The organism is Phocaeicola acetigenes (assembly GCF_027529745.1).
In the GTDB taxonomy this organism is placed as follows: Bacteria; Bacteroidota; Bacteroidia; order Bacteroidales; family Bacteroidaceae; genus Phocaeicola; species Phocaeicola acetigenes.
Genome location: NZ_JAPZVM010000001.1, coordinates 336,188 through 357,713, shown reverse-complemented (window position 1 = coordinate 357,713; position 21,526 = coordinate 336,188). Strand labels below are relative to the sequence as shown.

The window sequence follows — 21,526 nt, the reverse complement described above, 5'->3', positions numbered from 1 at the left end:
GAGAAAGAGAAAAAATGAAGAAGCTATCTATTGTGTTGATTTTATTATTAGGAATTGCTCAATTTATAAATGCAGCTGTCACAAAAGAGGAAGCGGACCAGGCGTACCAGGCGAATGATTTTGCGGCTGCAATAGAAAAATATGAGGCAATCTTAAATACTGAAGGAGAATCTGCCGATGTGTATTATAATTTAGGAAATAGCTATTATAAGGAAAAGAACATCGCAAAAGCGGTTCTGAATTATGAACGTGCTTTACTTTTGAATCCGGGAGATGCTGACATTCGCTTTAACCTGGAAATGGCCAGAAGTAAAACTGTAGACCAGATAACTCCCGTAAGTGAAGTGTTTATTGTAACCTGGATGAATTCTCTGATTAATGTAATGAGCGAGAAAGAATGGGGAGTTGTAGGAATCCTGTCTTTCTGGCTTATGCTGGTGTCGTTGATTGTATATATCTTCGGGCGTCGTATTTTGTATAAGAAAATAGGATTTGCAGGAGTTGTTGTATTTTTGTTGATAGTTATTGGAGCTAATATTTTTGCCAGCTCACAAAAGGCAGAACTGATAAACCGTACGGGAGCTATTGTGATGAGTCCTAGTCTGACCGTAAAAAGTACTCCAAACGAGAGTGGTACAGATTTATTTGTGCTGCACGAAGGTACAAAAGTATACGTGGAGGATGACTCTATGAGAGAGTGGAAAGAAATCCGCCTTGAAGACGGCAAAAAGGGATGGGTTCAAACAAGTACCATAGAAATTATCTGAGATGATTGATATTCAGCAATTAATAGATAAAGATAAAGAACTTCTGTTGTTCCTTAATGGAAGTGATTCTTTGTTTTGGGATGGATTCATGTCTGTTGTAACCGATACAAAGACATGGATTCCTTCCGCTATTATATTGTTATATGTTATTTTAAAGAATAACAAATTGGCACAAAGTATTACTATTATTGTAATGCTGGCCTTGGCTATTACTTTTGCAGATCAAATAGCCTCAAGTATTTGTAAACCTTATTTTGCCCGCTTTCGTCCGGCTCAGGATCCTGAATTAATGTATTTGGTAGATGTTGTGAATGGATATAGAGGTGGAATGTATGGATTTATATCCAGTCATGCGGCAAATACGTTTGCTGTAGCAGTGTTTGTATCTTTACTTATCCGCAACAAATGGCTTACCATTATGATGTTGGGATGGGCTTTTATTCCTTCGTATTCCCGCATTTATCTGGGCGTTCATTATCCTGGTGATATTTTGTGTGGTGCATTGGTGGGAAGCATTGTTTCAGTTTTGCTATATCTGCTGTATACTTATATTCAGAAGAGATATTTCTTTCAGTCGCAAGGATATGTGTCTACTCAGTATACAAGCAGCAGATACGAGATAAGTGATATTCAGGTTTTGCATATGGTATTATTGGTGACCTATTTTTATGCTGTGGTGGCAGGAATGGTAGTTGGAGTAAATTGCTAAGATTAAAAAATCTCTGTTTTTAATTTGGATATTTATTTTCTTTCACTAACTTTATATCGTGATTTAACAATTAATCTGTTTAACGCTTAAAAATCTTAGACTACTATGAACAGAACAATAACTTTTAATGAACTTCGTAAAATTAAAGATTCATTACCCAGTGGCAGTATGCATCGTATTGCCGATGAGTTAAATATAAGTGTTGAAACTGTACGTAACTTTTTTGGAGGACACAATTTTAAAGATGGTAAAAGTGTAGGTATTCATTTGGAACCCGGACCGGATGGAGGTTTGGTAATGTTGGATGATACCACAGTGCTTGATAAAGCTATTGCCATTCTGAAAGAAGAACAAGCTTCAGTCTAAAATCAGTAGAAGAAATTATAGGAAAAGGTCATCTCAATTTTGGGGTGGCCTTTTTGTTTTGTCTTTACTGCCTTTCCTGGCAGATAATGATGGATCAGGAATAGACAGGTGATAAGGAGTGTAGAGAGCTTTAATTCCCGTCGTTGATTGCAGAGTTGTCGTCGTTGTCTGTACATTCAACGTGGGCGGTTGTATAGCCGACGTCGTCGATTGTAATGGGTAAATAGAATCATGAATCACTATCTCATGGAACACTTTCCACGTTCAGCAATCCCTTCAAATGTCTTATGAATCAGAACTCTTTGGCAATGGCATACGCGCAAGGGCGTGGAGTCAACTAAACTGATGCCGGTACAGGTTTCCTGCAGACTTTTTTGATGAAGATAGTCATGGGAAGCAATACTCCTTTCTCCGGTTTCACAAAACGGTTATAGGAGACCTGACGTGAAAAAGGTGTTTCAGGTATCGCCATATGATGGATTATCAGATAAATGTGTTTATTATTATTTCGAACTCACATTATTGGGGAGAAATTTCAAATCGCTTAATCTGATACTAAAAAAAGAAACCACTTCAAAATAAAATTGAGGTGGTTTCTTTTGTGACCGCGACAGGATTCAAACCTGTAACCGGCTGATCCGTAGTCAGCTACTCTATTCAGTTGAGCTACGCGGCCAAACATAAATCATTTCAAGAAAGAGTGACCGCGACAGGATTCAAACCTGTAACCGGCTGATCCGTAGTCAGCTACTCTATTCAGTTGAGCTACGCGGCCAAAACTTTCAATCATTTCAAAGAAGAGTGATCGCGACAGGATTCAAACCTGTAACCGGCTGATCCGTAGTCAGCTACTCTATTCAGTTGAGCTACGCGACCAAACTCTAAAACTGTCATTTCAAAGAAGTGTGACCGCGACAGGATTCAAACCTGTAACCGGCTGATCCGTAGTCAGCTACTCTATTCAGTTGAGCTACGCGGCCATATCTTTTTGTTTGACGGGTGCAAAGGTATGGACTTCTTATGATATATCCAAATATTAGGGCAACTTTTTGTGAACTTTTTTAGTCCATGAATCGTGAATTGAATATTTGCCATCCTAATGTAATACCTATATTCCAGTTCTTAGATGGTGAGCTATAGTGGTTTAGATAGGCGCTGATAGCTCCGAAAGGTAACTTAACCACTAAAGATAATTCTCCCATATATTCTATCCGATGAAATAAATTTCCATAAGTAGCATTCGAAGATTGGTCTCTTTCTATAGGGAATATGGGGGCAAATCCGTAGATTTCTGTACGAACTTGGAAAACCGGAGTAATTTGATACACCGGCATGATACCCGCGCCGATAAACTGATTAGCCCGGAAAGCTTCGTTGTAGGTAATTTTACTATGTGCAGTTGGGGCAAACTCTCCAGCTTGCATCATAGTAGCCGTATAGTTGTGACTGAAGTTTCGGGAAGAGTAATAGGCCTTGATGTAATTTCCCAAAGAAAACTTCGATGTTAAAGGGAAGTAACGTTCCATTTCGTACGACAATTGCAACCACGACTGGATATACTTATAGCTTCCTTTGTATGGGTCGGAGGCTTCTGTTCCCGCCCGATAACGTTCTGTGCCGGTATAGATTTGCGCAACAAGTCTTTCTCTGCGTCCTTCGGTTGCATATTGCCGGCTATTCAATGTGTTTCCGTCTAAAGCTACTGAACCGCCAAAAATAGTGTAGCGGCTACGGTCGTGTTGGGCATTATTAAAATCTATCACGTTGGTTTGGAAGTATTGGTCTTGCAATTTGGCTATACCTATACCAAACTCAGCCTTTTGTCTGCTTAAAAAGGGAAAAGAAACAAAGAGCTTGACAAAATCTTCTTTCTTTTTATTGAATACGGCCGTACTTCCAGTAGTGAATAGTTTTTCCTGCTTAAAATAATCAAAAGAGGATAGTGAAGCTACCAGACGGCAGGATGTAGGCAGGTGGGTAGGGAGGTCCAGTCTTCCTGCAATTTGTATGCTGTTATAAATCTGACCTAAATGTCCGTCTAATGAAAGTTCTTTCGCATAATTGTTCAGGTTATAATAAGTAGCACCCGCATAGATCTGATTGGAGCCATTGGAGGCTATATTTCCCCCTACACGAAGAGAAAGATCATCTGCCATGGTAATTTTTAAGTCAAGATCGAAAGTATGGTCAGAGCTGTTATATATTGCATGGGGAATGATTTCAGATATCATATTGTCCGACATTAACCGGAAATATCCTACACGAAAATCTTCCAGAGAAAAAATTTCATTCTCTGAGGAATGAAATTCTTTGGCAATATATTTTTTCTGCTGTTCATTACCACCATGGATTATAATTTTCCGAAAGCGAAGTTCGGGCATGTAATTTTTGTATACCATACGTTTGCGTTCCAATTGTCTGTAATTGGTGCGGCGGGAAATACGGGATTTAATAGAATCCATCAGTTGGATAGTACGGTTGTATCCGATATCGTGCAGTTCGTCAAAACGCTTAAAGTCCATTAAGTTGACGTCTGTGTATTTAAAAGTCATCAGAATACCCAGCGAATCGGGAAGGGTATAGTCTGTCTTTTGCATGATCATATTTTCAAGTTGTCCCATAATATTGCCCAATTCAGGTTTTCCGGGATTGGAGCTGACTACACTTCCTATGATAATATCCGGGTGGAAGTCTTCAGTCATGATATTGACAGGGAAATTATTGTAGATACCTCCGTCATATGCTAAAACAGAATCGATTTCAATGGGCTTAAACATGGCAGGAAAACTCATGGAGGCGCGGACTGCATCCCCTAAATCTCCTTTTCGGAAGATAATCGGACGTTTATTGTATACATCCGAAGCTACACAGCGAAAAGGGACAAACAGTTTGTCGAAGTCACCCTGGCAAGAAGCTGTTGCTTGTCCGAAAAGCTCTAAAAAAGCAATATTCATTTGTGTAGGATCCACTACACTGGGAGGCAAAAACTGTGTTTTTACCTTATTTAAGGGGTTCTTAAGAGATACTCGTATGTTTATAAATTCAGGAGTTGGAGCGTTTCGTTTGAAATAGTAAATGTATTTCTCTTCAATGTTACCCGAATACCAGCGTTTGAAGTCGTCCGATTTTAAAAGCTTTTCCATGTCGTCGGGAGAGTATCCCATTGCATAGAGTGAACCGACAATCGCTCCCATGGAGGTGCCTGTAATATAGTCTATCGGAATATTGTTTTCCTCTAAAGCACGGATAATACCAATGTGGGTGATTCCTTTGGCTCCACCACCACTTAATACCAGTCCAACTTTTTGGGCTTTAAGAGAATATGTGCATAGTATCAGGCAACAAAAAATATAGAGTATTTTTTTCATTCGGAAATGTAAGTTACAACGTTTCTTCCAAAGATAGTGAAAAAGTGATTCAGACATTAAATAATGTCGGGTTTTTATTAAAGACGATAAAAAAATCCCCTTGCTTGAGCATGATAATACAGATATCATATCAAGTAAGGGGATTTACCTTAGTTTTTCTTATGCTTTATATCACAAAACGAATATTGTTAAATCATTTCAATGCTTCGTTTTACGAAATTGGTCAGAGCTTCTCCTTTCAGCATATTGTTTTGAAGCAGTGCCAGGTCTATCAACTGATGTACAACCTTATTTCCTGCTGCATAAGCACTGATGATTGAATCTTTCTGGTTTTTCTGTTCTTCCAGTTTCTTGTCAATGTTGTTCAGTTCGTCTTTTTCGCTTGTTGGAATTTCTTCGTCTTTTTTGCCTTCGTGTGCTTTGTGCAACTCGCTTTGACGCAGTTTCAACATCGCAATTTCCGATTCAACAGGAACCAATTGTTCAGAACAAGAGCTTTCAGCATTTTCCAGTACTTGTTTAATCAGTTTGTGGTCGCTGTTCAATACAAGGTTGAACATATCCGGCATTTCTCCATAGAAGCTCATACCTGGCTGTATAGAAGCCATTTCTTTCATACGTCGCATATATTCGGCCTGAGTAATGATAATCGGAGCTGCAGTTTCTCCCATGGCTTGAGTTTCTACATGGAATTCTGTTTTCTGTACCTTAGGAAGCTGTCCTTTGAATACAGTTGCCAGCATTTCACATTTATCAGCAGCTAACTCTTCGCCTTTTTGCTCTTCTTTCACAATCAGACGGTCGATTACATCGCTGTCTACACGAGTGAAACGACTCTTTTCCAATTTCTGTTCCAGCATATTAATCATAGGAACATCAAGCTGACCATCCATAATTAATACGTTGTAGCCTTTGTTCTTTGCACTATCAATGTAAGTATACTGGTCGTCTTTATTGGTTGCATACAAATAAATAAGGTTTCCTTCTTTATCTGTCTGGTTGTCTTTAATCAGCGTCTGATACTCTTCGAATGTATAATATTTTCCGTCTGTATCCTTGAGTAGGGCAAACTTGTTTGCTTTCTCATAGAAATCTTCCTGAGTAAGCATTCCGTAGTTGATGAAAATCTTTAAGTCATCCCATTTTGATTCAAACTCATTGCGGTCGTTTTTAAAGATAGACTGCAAGCGGTCTGCTACTTTTTTAGTGATATAGGTAGAGATTTTCTTCACGTTCGAATCGCTTTGCAGGTAAGAACGTGATACATTCAGCGGAATATCCGGAGAATCGATTACTCCATGAAGCAGTGTCAGGAAGTCGGGTACAATACCTTCTACAGAATCAGTTACATATACTTGATTGCAGTACAATTGGATTTTGTTCTTCTGTAAATCAATATTGCTCTTGATTTTCGGGAAGTACAGCACTCCAGTCAGGTTGAATGGATAGTCTACATTCAGATGAATCCAGAACAAAGGTTCGTCCGACATTGGATACAAGTCACGGTAGAACTTTTTGTAGTCTTCGTCTTGCAGTTCGCTTGGCTTTTTAGTCCAAATAGGGCATGTATCGTTTATCAGATTATCTTCTTCTGTTTCTACCTGCTTTCCGTCTTTCCATTCTTTCTTCTTTCCGAATGCTACCGGTACGGCTAAGAAACGGCAGTATTTATTCAGCAATCCTTGAATACGAGATTCTTCAAGGAATTCTTTGCAATCATCGTCAATATACAGGATAATATCTGTACCTCGGTCTGCCTTTTCAGTTTCTTCCAGTGTAAACTCAGGACTTCCGTCACAAGTCCATTTTACAGCTTGTGCCCCTTCTTTATAAGATTTAGTTACGATTTCTACTTTTTTGGCTACCATGAATGCTGAGTAGAATCCCAAACCAAAGTGTCCGATAATGGCATTGGCATCGTCTTTATATTTTTCAAGGAAATCGTTGGCTCCTGAGAATGCAATCTGGTTGATGTATTTTTCAATTTCTTCAGCTGTCAGACCAATACCTCTATCCGAAATGGTAATTGTTTCCTTGTCTACCTTTACATGAATGGTAAGATTGCCCATTTCTCCTTTGAATTCACCTTTAGAAGCATATGTTTTCAACTTTTGGGTTGCATCTACGGCATTTGATACTAATTCGCGAAGAAATATTTCATGATCGCTGTACAAGAACTTTTTGATGATGGGGAATATGTTTTCAGTAGTAACCCCAATGTTACCTTTCTGCATATCTTTATAAGTTTTAATTATTATGTTTTCTAATTTACGTGGTATTTATCGCAAAAAAAATGCCAGACGAATATCGTCTGACATTTTGTCTGTATTCAAGCCAATAAAACTTATTTCTCTACCTTCATGCGGATTTCTTTCCCGTTTTCATCCATGTAAACATGTAATGTATCACCGCTTTGAGGGTCTTCATTCAGTATCAGTTCGGCCAAACCGTCTTCCAGATTGTTTTGGATAGACCGTTTCAAAGGACGTGCACCAAATTGCACATCATATCCTTGAGAAGCTACGTAGCGTTTTGCTTCTTCGTCGATAGAAAGCTTATATCCCAGATTTTCAATACGTTTATATAGCCCTTTTAATTCAATTTCGACAATTTTCTGGAGTGCTTCTATATCCAGCTGGTCGAAAGTGATGATTTCGTCCAAACGATTGATGAATTCCGGAGCAAACGATTTATTGAGTGCTTTGGTGATTACGCTGCGTGAATGCTCTTTTTCGTCGATACGTGTTTGGGCAGCAAATCCAATACCTTTTCCAAACTCCTTAAGTTGACGGGTACCAATGTTGGAAGTCATAATAATGACTGTATTTTTAAAATCCACTGTCCGTCCGTAACTGTCGGTCAGTCTTCCTTCATCCATTACCTGAAGTAGAAGATTGAATACATCGGAGTGCGCTTTCTCTATTTCATCCAGCAATACGATGGAGTAGGGTTTGCGTCGTACTTTCTCTGTTAGTTGTCCACCTTCTTCGTAGCCTACATATCCCGGAGGAGCTCCTACAAGACGAGACACTGTAAATTTTTCCATGTACTCGCTCATATCGATACGAATCAGTGCATCGGCAGAGCCAAACATAAGTTTGGATAATTCCTTGGCCAAGTGTGTCTTACCTACACCGGTAGGTCCTAAGAACAAAAATGTTCCTATAGGCTTGTTAGGGTCTTTCAGTCCAACACGGCTTCGGCGGATAGCTTTCACCAGGGTGTCTACGGCTTTATCCTGTGCAATGACTTTAGACAGCAACTCCTCTTTCATTCCACGAAGCTTGATTCCTTCGGCTTGTGCCATGCGTTGTACCGGGATACCAGACATCATTGAAACAACATCTGCTATCTGTGTTTCGTCTACTGTTTCTCGGTTTTCCTTCAAGCTCTCTTCCCACGCTTGCTTCATCTCCTCCAGTTTCTCTATATATTTCTTTTCCTGATCCCGGAAACTGGCAGCTAATTCGAAGTTCTGTAAACGTACTGCCTCGTTTTTATGATTACGGGTTTCTTCAATCAGCTTTTCCTGCTCTTCCAGTTCTTTGGGCGCGGTGATATTGGTCAGATGCACACGTGAACCTGCTTCATCCAAAGCATCAATCGCTTTGTCGGGGAAGTTGCGGTCGGTTATATAGCGGTCTGCCAATTTGACACATGCCTCAAGAGCTTCCTCTGTATAGTTTACGTTGTGATGCTCTTCGTATTTTTCCTTAATATTTTTCAGAATCTGCAATGTCTCTTCGGGAGTAGTAGGCTCTACTAATACTTTTTGGAAGCGTCGCTCTAAAGCTCCGTCTTTTTCGATATTTTGTCTGTATTCGTCCAATGTAGTAGCACCGATACATTGTATTTCTCCTCGGGCTAACGCCGGTTTCAGCATATTGGCAGCATCCATAGAACCGGCAGCAGATCCTGCACCTACAATATTGTGGATTTCGTCGATAAACAAGATGATATCCGGGTTCTTTTTCAACTCATTAAGGATAGAACGAATTCGCTCTTCAAACTGTCCGCGGTATTTGGTTCCTGCTACAACGGCAGTCATATCAAGGGCTATCACGCGTTTGTCGAACAGGATACGTGATACTTTCTTTTCCACAATGCGTAATGCTAGTCCTTCTACAATGGCAGATTTACCGACTCCCGGTTCGCCTATCAGAATAGGGTTGTTTTTCTTTCTTCGGCTTAGAATCTGTGCTAAACGTTCAATTTCCTTTTCGCGTCCTACTACCGGATCTAGTTTGCCCTCTGAAGCGGCTTTTGTCATGTCGGTACCGAATGAATCGAGTACAGGGGTATCGTTAGTAGGTTTTTGTTGGCGGGTACGGGTAGTTTGTTGTGTATCAGATTCAAAAGGGGAGTTGTTCTCGTTTCCATGTCGGCGGATTCCTTCCTCTTCTTCATCTTCTTCCCCAAAATCAAGACCACTTTGAGGTTCTGATTTAGGAATAAGACGATCTCTTATTTTCTGATAAGTAACTTCATGTTCTTCTAATATTTGACATGCTTTGCTTTGGCTTTCTCTCATAATTGCTAATAAAATATGTTCTGTGTCAGCGAACTTACATTTCATAAGGCGAGACTCCAATAGACTCATTTTAAGTAATTTGGCTGTAAGATCGTTGAAACCAATGTTCTCGTTGTATGTATCTGTTTCATCGACTTCTTCGCGCAAAGAGGCTTCAAGTTCCTTCTTTACAGTTTTCAAATCAATGTATAAATCTTGTAAAATTTCAATAGCCTTTCCTGTACCTTCACGTATCACACCTAGTAACAAATGTTCTGGGGTGATATACTTGTTACGTAGTCGGTTAGCTTCCTCTTTGCTGTATACTATGATATCGGATACTCGTGGCGTAAATTGATTTTGATTGTCCATAAAATTCATGTTTCTCCAATGTGCAAATATACATTATAAATATAGAACCAAAGTTCTATTATTTGTATTTAACAAATAGTGTGCCATTTTGTTGTTTTTTTGCTGTAATTTGAAAATTGCGTTTTTATGTTCTGAAAGTTAATTTTTTGATTGTTTGATCTTCGTGTAGTGGCTCTTTTGTTTACTTTCTATGTGTAGATGTTTAAATGATTTAGAATGAAGTAGTTCGTTATGCAACGAGATTTTCGGGATAGGAAAGAATGTGTATATTGTACGTGTTTTTTATGGTGGAAGTTCTTTTTTATGTTCGTAAACAGTGTTTTTCTTTCTTTTTTTGAAAAATAGAATGCTTTTTAAAACTTGGAGCTTTTGTTTTGCCAATTCAATAAAAAGTCGTACTTTAGCATGGTTTTTAACAATCGAACTAAAGAGATATAATAATAAATTTAATTTAAATGCAAGAGCAAGACAGAATTATAAAAATCAACATCGAAGAGGAAATGAAGTCGTCGTACATCGACTACTCTATGTCTGTAATCGTAGCACGCGCCCTCCCAGATGTAAGAGATGGTTTTAAGCCTGTGCATCGCCGTATTTTGTACGGAATGATGGAACTGGGAAATACTTCAGACAAACCATATAAAAAGTCTGCGAGAATCGTAGGTGAGGTATTAGGTAAATATCATCCGCATGGAGACTCTTCTGTGTACGGTGCATTGGTACGTATGGCTCAGGATTGGGCAATGCGTTATCCGTTGGTAGATGGACAGGGTAACTTCGGCTCGGTTGATGGTGATAGTCCTGCTGCCATGCGTTATACGGAAGCTCGTCTGAAAAAAATAGGTGAAGAGATGATGCAGGATCTTTATAAAGAAACTGTGGACTTCCAGAATAACTTTGATGATACCTTACAGGAACCAACTGTGATGCCAACCCGTATTCCGAATCTTTTGGTAAATGGAGCATCTGGTATTGCTGTGGGTATGGCTACCAATATGCCTACACATAATTTGGCAGAGGTTATTGACGCTTGTGTTGCTTATATCGATAATAATGAAATAGATGTAGATGGCCTGATGCAATATGTAAAAGCACCGGACTTCCCGACTGGAGGATACATTTATGGAATCAGTGGGGTACGTGATGCATACGAAACCGGTAGGGGACGTGTGGTGATGCGTGCCAAAACAGATATAGAATCACACCCTACACACGATAAAATTATCGTTAATGAAATACCTTATAACGTAAATAAGAAGGAGCTGATTGAAAATATTGCTTCTTTGGTAAACGAAAAGAAAATAGAAGGTATTTCGTATGTAAACGATGAATCCGACCGTGAAGGTATGCGCATCGTAATTGATGTAAAACGTGATGCCAACGCTAGTGTAGTATTGAACAAATTGTTCAAGATGACTGCATTGCAGACTTCATTTGGTGTAAATAATATTGCATTAGTACACGGACGACCGAAATTGCTGAATCTGAAGGATTTAATTCGTCTGTTTGTAGAACACCGCCATGAAGTGGTTATTCGTCGTACACAGTTCGATTTGCGTAAGGCGAAGGAACGCGCTCATATTTTGGAAGGCTTGATTATTGCATCGGATAATATTGATGAAGTAATTCGTATCATTCGTGCAGCCAAAACTCCTAATGAGGCTATATCTAATTTGATGGAACGCTTCCAGTTGTCTGAAATTCAGGCACGTGCTATCGTAGAAATGCGTTTGCGCCAGTTGACTGGTTTGATGCAGGATCAGTTGCATGCTGAATATGAGGAACTGATGAAGCAGATTCAATATTACGAAGAAATCTTGACTAATGATGAGTTGTGTAAGAAAGTCATTAAGGATGAATTGATAGAAGTGAAAGAAAAGTACGGTGACAAACGTCGTTCGGAAATTGTCTATGCTTCGGAAGAATTTAATCCGGAAGATTTCTATGCAGATGATGAGATGGTTATTACAATTTCTCATTTGGGATACATCAAACGTACACCGCTTTCTGAATTCCGTGCTCAAAATCGTGGGGGAGTAGGTTCGAAAGGTAGTGAAACTCGTGACGAGGATTTCATCGAACACATCTATCCTGCTACAATGCATAATACGATGATGTTCTTTACGCAGAAAGGTAGATGTTACTGGCTGAAGGTCTATGAAATTCCGGAGGGCAATAAGACATCGAAGGGACGTGCTATTCAGAACTTGCTGAATATTGATGCTGATGATATGGTAACAGCTTATCTGCGTGTGAAGAATTTGAATGATACAGAGTTTATCAATAGTCATTATGTATTGTTCTGTACAAAGAATGGTGTTATTAAGAAAACACTGTTGGAGCAATATTCTCGTCCACGTCAGAATGGAGTTAATGCAATTACTATACGTGAAGACGACCGCGTAATTGAAGTTCGTATGACAAACGGTAACAATGAAATTGTAATTGCGAACCGCAATGGTCGTGCCATCCGTTTCCATGAAAGTGCAGTGCGTGAAATGGGACGTACAGCTACTGGTGTACGCGGTATTACACTGGATGAGGATGGAAAAGACGAGGTAATAGGAATGATTTGTATTAAAGATCCTCAGAAAGAAACAATTATGGTTGTTTCTGAGAATGGATATGGAAAACGTTCTGATATTGAAGATTACCGTAAAACAAATCGAGGTGGTAAGGGCGTGAAAACTCTGAATATTACGGATAAGACAGGTGAATTGGTTGCCATTAAATCAGTAACAGATGAAAATGATTTGATGATTATCAACAAGTCTGGTATTACTATTCGTCTGAAAGTAGCCGAAGTTCGTATAATGGGTCGTGCTACTCAAGGAGTTCGTCTGATTGACCTTGAAAAGCGAAATGATCAGATAGGTTCTGTTTGTAAGGTTACTTCTGAAGCTGAGGAAGAAAGTGTTGCTGAATCTTCTTCGGAACAGGAATTACCAGAACAGAATGAAGAGCATATAGACAAAAACTAAAACGAAAAATTGTATTACTAAATTAAAAACACAATTATGAAAAAAGTATTATTAAGTGCAGCTGCTTTATTGTTTTCTGTATATGCAGCCAACGCTCAGGAAAGCGTTGTGAAGGAAGCGAAATCTGCAAAGAGTGACCCTGTAAAAGCTGCTGAAATTTTGGAGCCGGCTTTGGTTGATCCATCTACTGCTAATGATCCAGAAACTTGGAAGTTGGCTGGTGATTTTCAGAAATCTATTTATGATGGAGAAAATCAAAAATTGTATTTCTTGAGAAATGGTTTGCCAAGTGATAGCCCGGTAGATACACTGAAATTGGGGAATAGTATTACTAAAATGTATGAATACTATTTGAAGTGTGATGAAATTGAGCAGGCTAAAGTAAAAAGTGGTGAATTGAAAAAGCCTAAATTGAGAAAGAAAATTGTAAAGGTTTTGGCTGATCCTAGCGTACGTGAAAATATGTATGTGCTTGGTGGTACTGCTTTGAATAATGGTGATTATGCAAATGCTGTTAAGATTTTAGGATTGTACATTGATACTTCTAAGAATCCTATTTTTGAAACAGAAGATGCTGTAAAAAATGATACTTTAGTTCCTTTCTATGCCGCATACGCTACATATGCTGCTTACTCAATCAAGGATAAAGATGCAGTAATCAAATATGCAGCTGTAGGTAAAGAGCACAAGGAAGAAGGTTTCAGAGCATTGTGGGCTTTGGCTGAGTTGTATAAGAGTGAAGAAGCTGCTGATTCAGTACAGTGGTTGGCAACAATCAAAGAAGGTGTAGAAAAATTCCCAACTCAGGAATATTTCGTAGCAAACTTGATGGATTACTATATTCAGAAGAATAAAGTAGATGAAGGTTTGACTCAGATTGACGCAATTCTTGCTAAAAATCCAAGCCCATATTTCTTGTATGTAAAAGGTGTACTACAGTATACAAAACAGGATTATGAAGCTGCTATCAAAACATTTAATGAAATAATTGCTCAGGAAAGTGATTATAAGGCAGAAGCTTATTCTAAGATTGGAGATTGTTATTTCTTCCCAGCACAGGTTATCGTAGAAGAAAATTCTAAACTGTCTATGGATGATCCTAAATATGCTACAAATGAAGCTAAAATTAAGGAATTGTACGAAAAAGCTAAACCTTTCTATGAAAAAGCAAAAGAATTGAAACCGGATAACAAACAATTATGGGGTCAGTTCTTGTTGAATATCTATTGGAAGTTGAATAAAGCAGAATACGATGCTTTGGAAAAAGAATTAGGTTATTAATATATAGTTTAGAATAAATAATAAAAAAGCTATCTTATTTTGAGATAGCTTTTTTTATTGGAATTAATTGATATTGAATTATTATTATTCAATAAAATATATAATTGAATGTTTATATTATAATTGGTATTATGTTTAATTAGTGTTATCAGTATTTTCATTAATATATCTTCCCTTTTCAAAAGAAAATTAGGATTAAAAATGAAGTGAACGGAAATTTCCAAATAAATAAGAAAGCCAGAATTTTTTCTGAAATTCTGGCTTTCTTATATTAAAAGTGAATTGCTTTAGCATTTGATTTTTAGTTCATCCAAAATTCTACGCATTTCTTCGAAAGTTGTAATTCGTGTAGGAACTAATGGTAAACGAAGACGGTTCTTAATCATTCCCATCATGTTTAGCATGGCTTTTACTCCGGCAGGATTACCATCAACGAATAAAAGCTTAAACAGCTCTGTAAATTTATGGTGAATAGTTAGGGCATTCGCATAATCACCTGCTAAAGCTAAACGTGTCATACGGCTGAATTCGCGTGGAAAAGCATTTCCGATAACCGAGATTACTCCTACAGCTCCCAATGTGATTAGCGGGAAGGTAATACCATCATCACCAGAGATAACATCAAAATTCTCAGGCTTGTTCTTAATAATGTCATCCATTTGTGTAATGTCTCCAGAAGCCTCCTTAATTGCTACAATGTTTTGAAAATCACGTGCAAGGCGAAGGGTTGTAGCAGCTGTCATGTTTACCCCTGTACGACCTGGTACATTATAAAGCACGATCGGTAATTGGGTCGCTTCTGCAATCGCTTTATAATGCTGGTAAATACCTTCTTGTGAGGGCTTATTATAATAAGGTACAGAAACCAAAACAGCATCTACACCTGTAAAATCATCGTTTTTCAATGTGTCTACTACAGTTTGCGTACAATTACTTCCGATACCTAATAAAATAGGTACACGTCCATTAACGCGTTCAATAACGACCTGCTTTATTTTCTTTTTCTCATCAGCGGTAAGTGTCGGGGTTTCGGCTGTAGTTCCCAATACGCAGAGAAAGTCTATGCCGTTTTGAACTTGATATTCTACTAATCTGATAAGTGCGTCGTAGTCTACACTTCCGTCTTCATTGAAAGGAGTTATCAGAGCTACTCCCATTCCGCTAAGTCTTCTTCGTATCATAAATGAATTATAAACTCTTGTACAAAATGCAAAAATACGAATATTTTCTATTGAATTATTATTTTTATTATCTTTTTGCTTTTAAAAAGCCTGCTTTTAGTTAATCATGGCTAAAAATTCATCTTCATTGAGAATTGTTATGCCTAATTTCTGAGCTTTTTCTAGCTTACTGGGCCCCATATTCTCTCCCGCCAACACGAAACTAGTCTTCTTGGAAATACTTCCTACATTTTTACCACCATGTTTTTCAATCATTTCTTTGTATTCATCACGTGAATGATGAGCAAAAACTCCACTAATAACTATAGATTTACCTTGTAGCTTATCTGTGTAGCCTGAATAGTCTGTTTCATCAGCTTCCAGTTTCAGACCAGCTTCGCGAAGGCGTTCGATCAAAGCACGATTCTTCTCATTTGCAAAATATAGCAAGATACTTTGGGCTATCTTTTCTCCTATTTCATCCACATGAATTAAGTCGTCAAGAGTTGCAGACATCAATGCATCAATAGACCGGAAGGCTTTGGCAATTTTCTTTGCTACAGTTTCGCCTACAAAGCGAATACCAAGAGCAAACAAAACTCTTTCGAAAGGAACTTCCTTTGAACGTAGAATACCTTGTATAATGTTTTCTGCCGATTTTTCACCCATTCTTTCCAATTGGCAGATATCTGTAGCCTGCAGATGATAAAGGTCAGCTACATTCTGTATCATTCCTTCCTGGTAAAACAGGTCTACAGTTTCCGGTCCAAGTCCTTCTATATTCATCGCTTTGCGACTGATGAAATGCTCTATTTTCCCTTTGATTTGTGGAGGGCAAGCCGTTTCGTTTGTACAATAATGAGCTGCTTCGTCTTCATAACGTACCAATTTGCTTCCACATTCCGGACAGTGAGTAATGAAAGTTATCTTTTCACTATCGGGTTTGCGTGAAGCTGCATCTACCCCTGTAATCTTAGGGATGATCTCTCCTCCTTTTTCTACATATACCATATCGCCTACATGTAAGTCTAGCGAAGCAATAATATCTGCATTGTGCAAAGAAGCCCGGCGCACTACAGTTCCTGAGAGTTGTACAGGCTCAAGGTTAGCTACTGGTGTGATAGCACCTGTACGTCCTACCTGATACGTTACCTTGATGAGTTTTGTAAGAGCCTGTTCGGCCTGAAACTTGTAGGCAATAGCCCATCGGGGCGATTTGGCTGTATATCCCAAATTCCGTTGTTGACGCAGAGAGTTTACCTTTAAGACAATACCGTCGGTTGCAACAGGTAAATTCTTTCGTTCTATATCCCAGTATTTGATAAATTCGAAGACCTCATCTAAAGTCCGTACTTTACGAGTGATATGAGATATTTTAAATCCCCATTCGGCCGCTTTTTGAAGGTTTTCATAATGTCCGTCACAAGGCAAATTCTCACCTAACAGATAGTAAAGATAAGCATCCAATTGCCGGCTAGCCACTACTGCAGAGTTTTGAGATTTTAAAGTACCCGATGCAGCATTGCGAGGATTGGCAAAAAGCGGTTCTTCACGTGCTTCACGTTCGCGGTTTAATTTTTCGAATACATCCCATGGCATCAGAATTTCACCGCGTATTTCAAAGTTTTGAGGATAATCATTACCATGTAATACCAAAGGGATGCTGCGGATGGTTTTAACGTTGTCTGTGACATCGTCTCCTTTCACTCCATCACCACGTGTTACGGCACGTACCAACTTTCCGTTTTCATAGGTTAAAGAAATAGAAGTCCCGTCGAATTTCATTTCGCAACAGATTTCAAATTCTTCATTCAAAGATTTGCTGACCCGTTCATAAAAGTCGGTTACTTCGGCTTCCGAATATGTATTTCCCAAGGATAACATCGGATACTTGTGCTCCACCTGGGTGAAATTTTTATTGATATCACTTCCTACGCGCATGCTCGGAGAGTTCTCATCGGAATGCTCCGGGTGTTTGGCTTCCAGATCCTGTAGCTCTCGCATCAGTTTATCGAATTCGATATCTGAAATTACCGGGGCGTTCAAAACATAATAATTGTAGTTATGAAGATGCAACTCTTCGCGTAGTTGGTCTATTCTTTCTATTTCAGTCATGATGTTTTTGAATGATGTTTCGTGCAAAAATAGCAAAAATGTAGTTTGGGGAGATGTGGGTACGGAGGAATATTCTTACTTTTGCAAAAAATAACAAGACATTATGAGAATAGATATTATAACGGTTTTGCCGGAAATGATAGAAGGTTTTTTCAATTATTCTATCATGAGCCGTGCACAGAAGAAAGGTATTGCCGAAATTCATATTCACAATTTACGTGATTATGCTTACGACCGCTACCGTAAAGTAGATGATTATCCCTTTGGAGGATGTGCAGGTATGGTGATGAAGATAGAGCCTATCGACCGATGTATTTCGGCATTGAAGGCAGAGCGTCATTACGATGAGGTGATTTTTACTACTCCCGATGGAGAGCAGTTTAATCAGAAGATGGCAAACACGTTATCGATGACTCAGAATCTGATAATTCTCTGCGGGCATTTCAAAGGAATTGATTATCGTATCCGCGAACATTTTATTACGAAAGAAATCAGTATTGGCGATTACGTGCTCACGGGAGGAGAACTGGCAGCTGCGGTTATAGCTGATTCTATTGTACGGATTATCCCGGGTGTAATATCCGATGAGCAGTCGGCTTTGTCTGATTCTTTTCAAGATAATTTACTGGCTCCTCCAGTCTATACCCGTCCGGCGGAGTACAATGGCTGGAAAGTGCCCGATATTCTTTTATCCGGTCATGAAGCAAAAATACGTGAGTGGGAATTTCAGCAATCCTTAGAGCGTACACAGCGTTTGCGTCCGGACTTGCTGGAAGGGAAATAATCTTTACAAAAATAAGAGGTTGTCAAAATGAAGATGCAGAGCTTTCTTCTTTTGGCCATAAAAAGTAAGCTCTGCATCCTGTCATAAAAGCGGATGCAGAGCTTATTCTTTTATAAAGCAAATGTTGTAAAATATTTTCTTATACTTCTAATGCTCCGATAATGTCGCGTACAGATGAATATCCATGACGGTTCAGGTAATCATTGATACCTTCTGCTACCTTTACTGTGATGGCTGGATCGATAAAGTTAGCTGTACCAATCTGAATAGCCGATGCACCAGCCAAAAGGAATTCTACTGCATCTTTCCAATTCATGATACCTCCCAAACCGACAACTGGAATTTTCACTGCTTTTGCTACCTGCCATACCATTCGTAAGGCAATAGGTTTCACAGCGGCTCCACTCATACCACCGGTAACGGTAGAAAGAATAGGCTTGCGTTTTTCTGCATCAATAGCCATACCCAAAAGTGTATTGATAAGCGATACGCTATCTGCTCCGGCGCCTTCTGCAGCACGGGCAATTTCAGTAATATCAGTAACGTTGGGAGACAGTTTTACAATGAGGGTCTTATTGTATACTTTTCGTACAGCACTGACTACTTCTGCAGCTCCATGAGCTGTTACTCCGAAGGCCATACCACCTTGCTTAACGTTCGGGCATGAGATGTTTAATTCAATAGCCGGTATATTTTCCAGCTCGTTGATGATACGTGCAGTTTCAGCATAATCTTCTACCTGAGATCCCGATACATTGACAATCATGTTAGTCTTGATATCTTTGATTTGCGGGTAGATGTGATTTACGAAATAATGTACACCTTTGTTCTGTAATCCTACCGCATTGAGCATTCCCATTGGGGTTTCTGCCATACGAGGATACGGATTTCCTTCACGGTGGTGTAAGGTAGTACCTTTTACAATGATACCTCCAATTTTTTCCAAGTCTACAAAATCCTGGAACTCAAGTCCATATCCAAATGTACCCGATGCAGTCATGACCGGGTTCGACATTTTCAAATTACCGATGTTTACGCTTAAATCTGCCATAATAGTTTCTTTATATTAAATACCGGACCTTCTTTACATACACACACGTGTCCTTCATCTGTTTTTTCTACACAGCAAAGGCAAGCACCTACGCCACATGCCATAGTGTTTTCCAAAGATACTTCACATTCAATATCGTTGGATTTGGCATACTTGGCAACGGCCATCATCATAGGTTTTGGTCCACAAGTGTAAATCATATCAAACTTGTTGTTTGCCAGTACACTATGCTGAGTGACGTATCCTTTTTCTCCCATACTTCCATCTTCTGTGGTGGTGTATACGTCACCAAATGCAGCAAATTCATCCAATTGTAACAGGTCATTCTTGGAACGGGCACCTAACAAGAAAGTTGGTTTGCAGCCCATTTTAAGAAGGGCCTCTCCTAAATATAACATAGGAGCTGTGCCTACACCGCCTCCAATCAGTAAGACTTTCTTTTCTGGTGTTTCTGGCATTGAGAATCCGTTTCCTAAAGGCAAAACAACATTTACAGTATCACCTTGTTTTACAGTTGCTAATTTACGGGTACCATCGCCAACCAATTGTACGAGGAACCAAACTTCATTAGTACGACGGTCTACGTAGTTGATGGAAATAGGACGGCGTAAGAAGGTAGTGTTAGAGCCGTCTATACGAATCTCAGCAAATTGTCCCGGTAACATTTCGGGCAATGGATCTGACTGGGTTAATTTAATGAGGACATAGTTGGCATGCAAACGTATGTTCTCTGTAACCGTTAAATCTAAGATGTATTTTTTCATAAAAAAATAGGGTAAGTTCGTTTTACTTGCAAAGATAGCGAATTTACCCTAAATACATATAGAGAAAATAAAAACGATACTTGTATCGTGAGCTATCGATACAAGTATCGTTGCCTTTCGTGACTTGTATCGATAGCTTGCGATACAGGTCACGTTTTTCAACCGTCTTTTTCTTATTTATCAGGCTTGAAGACTTCGTACGTTCCGTTATCGAAGAAAATCCTGATTTCTGTAATTTTTGGATGTGGCTTTTCAATATACTTAATTTCCTCACGTACAATCTCTTTGGTGGGATAAATGGGGTTGTTACTCCCGTTTTTTTGCCCAAAATCGGAAGCGTCTGATGGATTGGCCGCAATTTCGGGCTTTTCTGAGGTGTTATCCCACATGAAATCTATTCCGCTAATAGCCTCTGGTTTTTCTTCTTGCGATTCTTCCGTCATCGGACCCTCTCCATAAAGCAGCCAATTGAGGTTTATATGTGGATATGCCTTATGTATACGCATTACTACTTCCAAACTCGGCTTATTGCGCCCGTTGAATATATGTGATAAAGAAGAAGTTGAAATGCCAATCTTTTCTGCAAATTCAACGTTACTTAGTCCTTCTTTTTGCATTATTTGAGCGATACGGTCTTTCATTTACAAATGGAATTAGAAGAATTTCGATATACAAAAGTAATTGATAGATTTTAATATTGCAAATTATACGTTTATAAAATTAAATAAAGTTGCAATTTAATAATGTAAACCTTGTATTAACAAGTGTAATTTATATATGTAAACAGAGAAGGCTATATATTGGAATAAACTTTAATGATTTACATTAAAAATTTGGCATATAGATGTATTGATAATTGACTGGGTTTAATTTCTATTTTATAGTATAAATACAGACATAACAGATGTTAATTCATGTATATAAGCTTTACTTTATTTTTGTAAAGTGTTGGTTATTAGAATATAATTATAGTTGTGTGCCGTAGAATAAATATACATATACAATAATAAAGTAATACAAATATACATGTATATAAAAAGGTATCCCCTACTCTATCATTGTGAAATAATAAAGAAATATACAATTATATATACATTTGTATAGTATGATATCATATTTGTATATCATTATAAATGTAATATTGATTAATATGTATTACATTTGTATTGTAAGGTAAAAGGATTAGCAGTTTTGTATCCTAAGTCTACTTTGCTATTGCATGGACATGCTCTTTTCGTTTACGAAGATATACCCTATATAAAATTGAAAATGCATGTAAGAGGATGTGTGAACTATTA

Annotated in this window: 14 protein-coding genes, 4 tRNA genes and 1 pseudogene; 6 read left to right on the top strand and 13 right to left on the bottom strand. The window is 38.5% G+C overall.

What is annotated here, in order from left to right:
* Window positions 1-14 precede the first annotated feature (14 nt).
* The 3 genes from O6P32_RS01555 to O6P32_RS01545 all read left to right on the top strand — a co-directional run bounded on the left by O6P32_RS01555 (window position 15) and on the right by O6P32_RS01545 (window position 1,842).
* Entirely contained in the window at window positions 15-767 is a 753-nt protein-coding gene (locus O6P32_RS01555; protein WP_178265469.1) for a tetratricopeptide repeat protein, read from the top strand.
* A 4-nt stretch (window positions 768-771) separates the two neighbouring features.
* On the top strand, window positions 772-1,476 hold the full coding sequence (locus O6P32_RS01550) for a phosphatase PAP2 family protein (protein ID WP_178265471.1): 705 nt from the start codon (window positions 772-774) through the stop codon (window positions 1,474-1,476).
* Between the two features lie 105 nt (window positions 1,477-1,581).
* Window positions 1,582-1,842, top strand: coding sequence for a DNA-binding protein (locus tag O6P32_RS01545; RefSeq protein ID WP_178265470.1), 261 nt, complete (start codon window positions 1,582-1,584; stop codon window positions 1,840-1,842).
* Between the two features lie 245 nt (window positions 1,843-2,087).
* Here the strand turns inward: O6P32_RS01545 and O6P32_RS01540 are convergent.
* From O6P32_RS01540 to O6P32_RS01505, 8 genes and pseudogenes are all read right to left on the bottom strand, one after another.
* Window positions 2,088-2,293 (bottom strand): annotated as a pseudogene (locus O6P32_RS01540) (transposase); the annotation flags it as partial.
* Window positions 2,294-2,444: 151 nt separating this feature from the next.
* Window positions 2,445-2,518: transfer RNA gene (locus O6P32_RS01535), tRNA-Arg, on the bottom strand.
* 25 nt (window positions 2,519-2,543) lie between these two features.
* Window positions 2,544-2,617 (bottom strand) — tRNA-Arg (locus tag O6P32_RS01530).
* A gap of 27 nt (window positions 2,618-2,644) precedes the next feature.
* A tRNA-Arg gene (locus tag O6P32_RS01525) sits at window positions 2,645-2,718 on the bottom strand.
* Window positions 2,719-2,748: 30 nt separating this feature from the next.
* Window positions 2,749-2,822 (bottom strand) — tRNA-Arg (locus O6P32_RS01520).
* A gap of 81 nt (window positions 2,823-2,903) precedes the next feature.
* Entirely contained in the window at window positions 2,904-5,210 is a 2,307-nt protein-coding gene (locus O6P32_RS01515; protein ID WP_269876415.1) for a patatin-like phospholipase family protein, read from the bottom strand.
* 188 nt (window positions 5,211-5,398) lie between these two features.
* Window positions 5,399-7,444 (bottom strand): molecular chaperone HtpG, encoded by a 2,046-nt coding sequence (gene htpG / locus O6P32_RS01510; protein ID WP_269876414.1) that lies wholly within the window; start codon window positions 7,442-7,444, stop codon window positions 5,399-5,401.
* A 110-nt stretch (window positions 7,445-7,554) separates the two neighbouring features.
* The gene (locus O6P32_RS01505; protein ID WP_178266819.1) at window positions 7,555-10,092 is read right to left on the bottom strand and encodes an ATP-dependent Clp protease ATP-binding subunit; all 2,538 of its coding nucleotides are present in this window, start codon (window positions 10,090-10,092) and stop codon (window positions 7,555-7,557) included.
* Window positions 10,093-10,547: 455 nt separating this feature from the next.
* On the opposite strand from O6P32_RS01505, the gene gyrA reads away from it, so the two are divergent.
* Complete coding sequence (gene gyrA, locus O6P32_RS01500; protein ID WP_178266820.1) at window positions 10,548-13,073, top strand: DNA gyrase subunit A; 2,526 nt, start codon at window positions 10,548-10,550, stop codon at window positions 13,071-13,073.
* 36 nt (window positions 13,074-13,109) lie between these two features.
* Window positions 13,110-14,354, top strand: a complete 1,245-nt coding sequence (locus tag O6P32_RS01495; protein ID WP_269876413.1) for a tetratricopeptide repeat protein — start codon at window positions 13,110-13,112, stop codon at window positions 14,352-14,354.
* A gap of 287 nt (window positions 14,355-14,641) precedes the next feature.
* On the opposite strand, the gene dapA is transcribed toward O6P32_RS01495, so the two are convergent.
* Entirely contained in the window at window positions 14,642-15,535 is an 894-nt protein-coding gene (gene dapA, locus O6P32_RS01490) for a 4-hydroxy-tetrahydrodipicolinate synthase (RefSeq protein ID WP_178266822.1), read from the bottom strand.
* 96 nt (window positions 15,536-15,631) lie between these two features.
* The gene (ligA, locus tag O6P32_RS01485) at window positions 15,632-17,629 is read right to left on the bottom strand and encodes an NAD-dependent DNA ligase LigA (RefSeq protein ID WP_269876411.1); all 1,998 of its coding nucleotides are present in this window, start codon (window positions 17,627-17,629) and stop codon (window positions 15,632-15,634) included.
* A 103-nt stretch (window positions 17,630-17,732) separates the two neighbouring features.
* Here ligA and trmD point away from each other — a divergent pair, with 103 nt between their 5' ends.
* Entirely contained in the window at window positions 17,733-18,413 is a 681-nt protein-coding gene (gene trmD / locus O6P32_RS01480) for a tRNA (guanosine(37)-N1)-methyltransferase TrmD (protein WP_178266824.1), read from the top strand.
* 139 nt (window positions 18,414-18,552) lie between these two features.
* On the opposite strand, the gene O6P32_RS01475 is transcribed toward trmD, so the two are convergent.
* From O6P32_RS01475 to O6P32_RS01465, 3 genes are all read right to left on the bottom strand, one after another.
* Entirely contained in the window at window positions 18,553-19,464 is a 912-nt protein-coding gene (locus O6P32_RS01475; RefSeq protein ID WP_269876410.1) for a dihydroorotate dehydrogenase, read from the bottom strand.
* Window positions 19,452-20,228 (bottom strand): dihydroorotate dehydrogenase electron transfer subunit, encoded by a 777-nt coding sequence (locus O6P32_RS01470; RefSeq protein WP_178266826.1) that lies wholly within the window; start codon window positions 20,226-20,228, stop codon window positions 19,452-19,454. Before O6P32_RS01470 ends, O6P32_RS01475 begins: the two co-directional genes overlap by 13 nt.
* 173 nt (window positions 20,229-20,401) lie before the next feature.
* On the bottom strand, window positions 20,402-20,869 hold the full coding sequence (locus tag O6P32_RS01465; protein ID WP_269876409.1) for a helix-turn-helix domain-containing protein: 468 nt from the start codon (window positions 20,867-20,869) through the stop codon (window positions 20,402-20,404).
* Window positions 20,870-21,526: the final 657 nt, after the last annotated feature.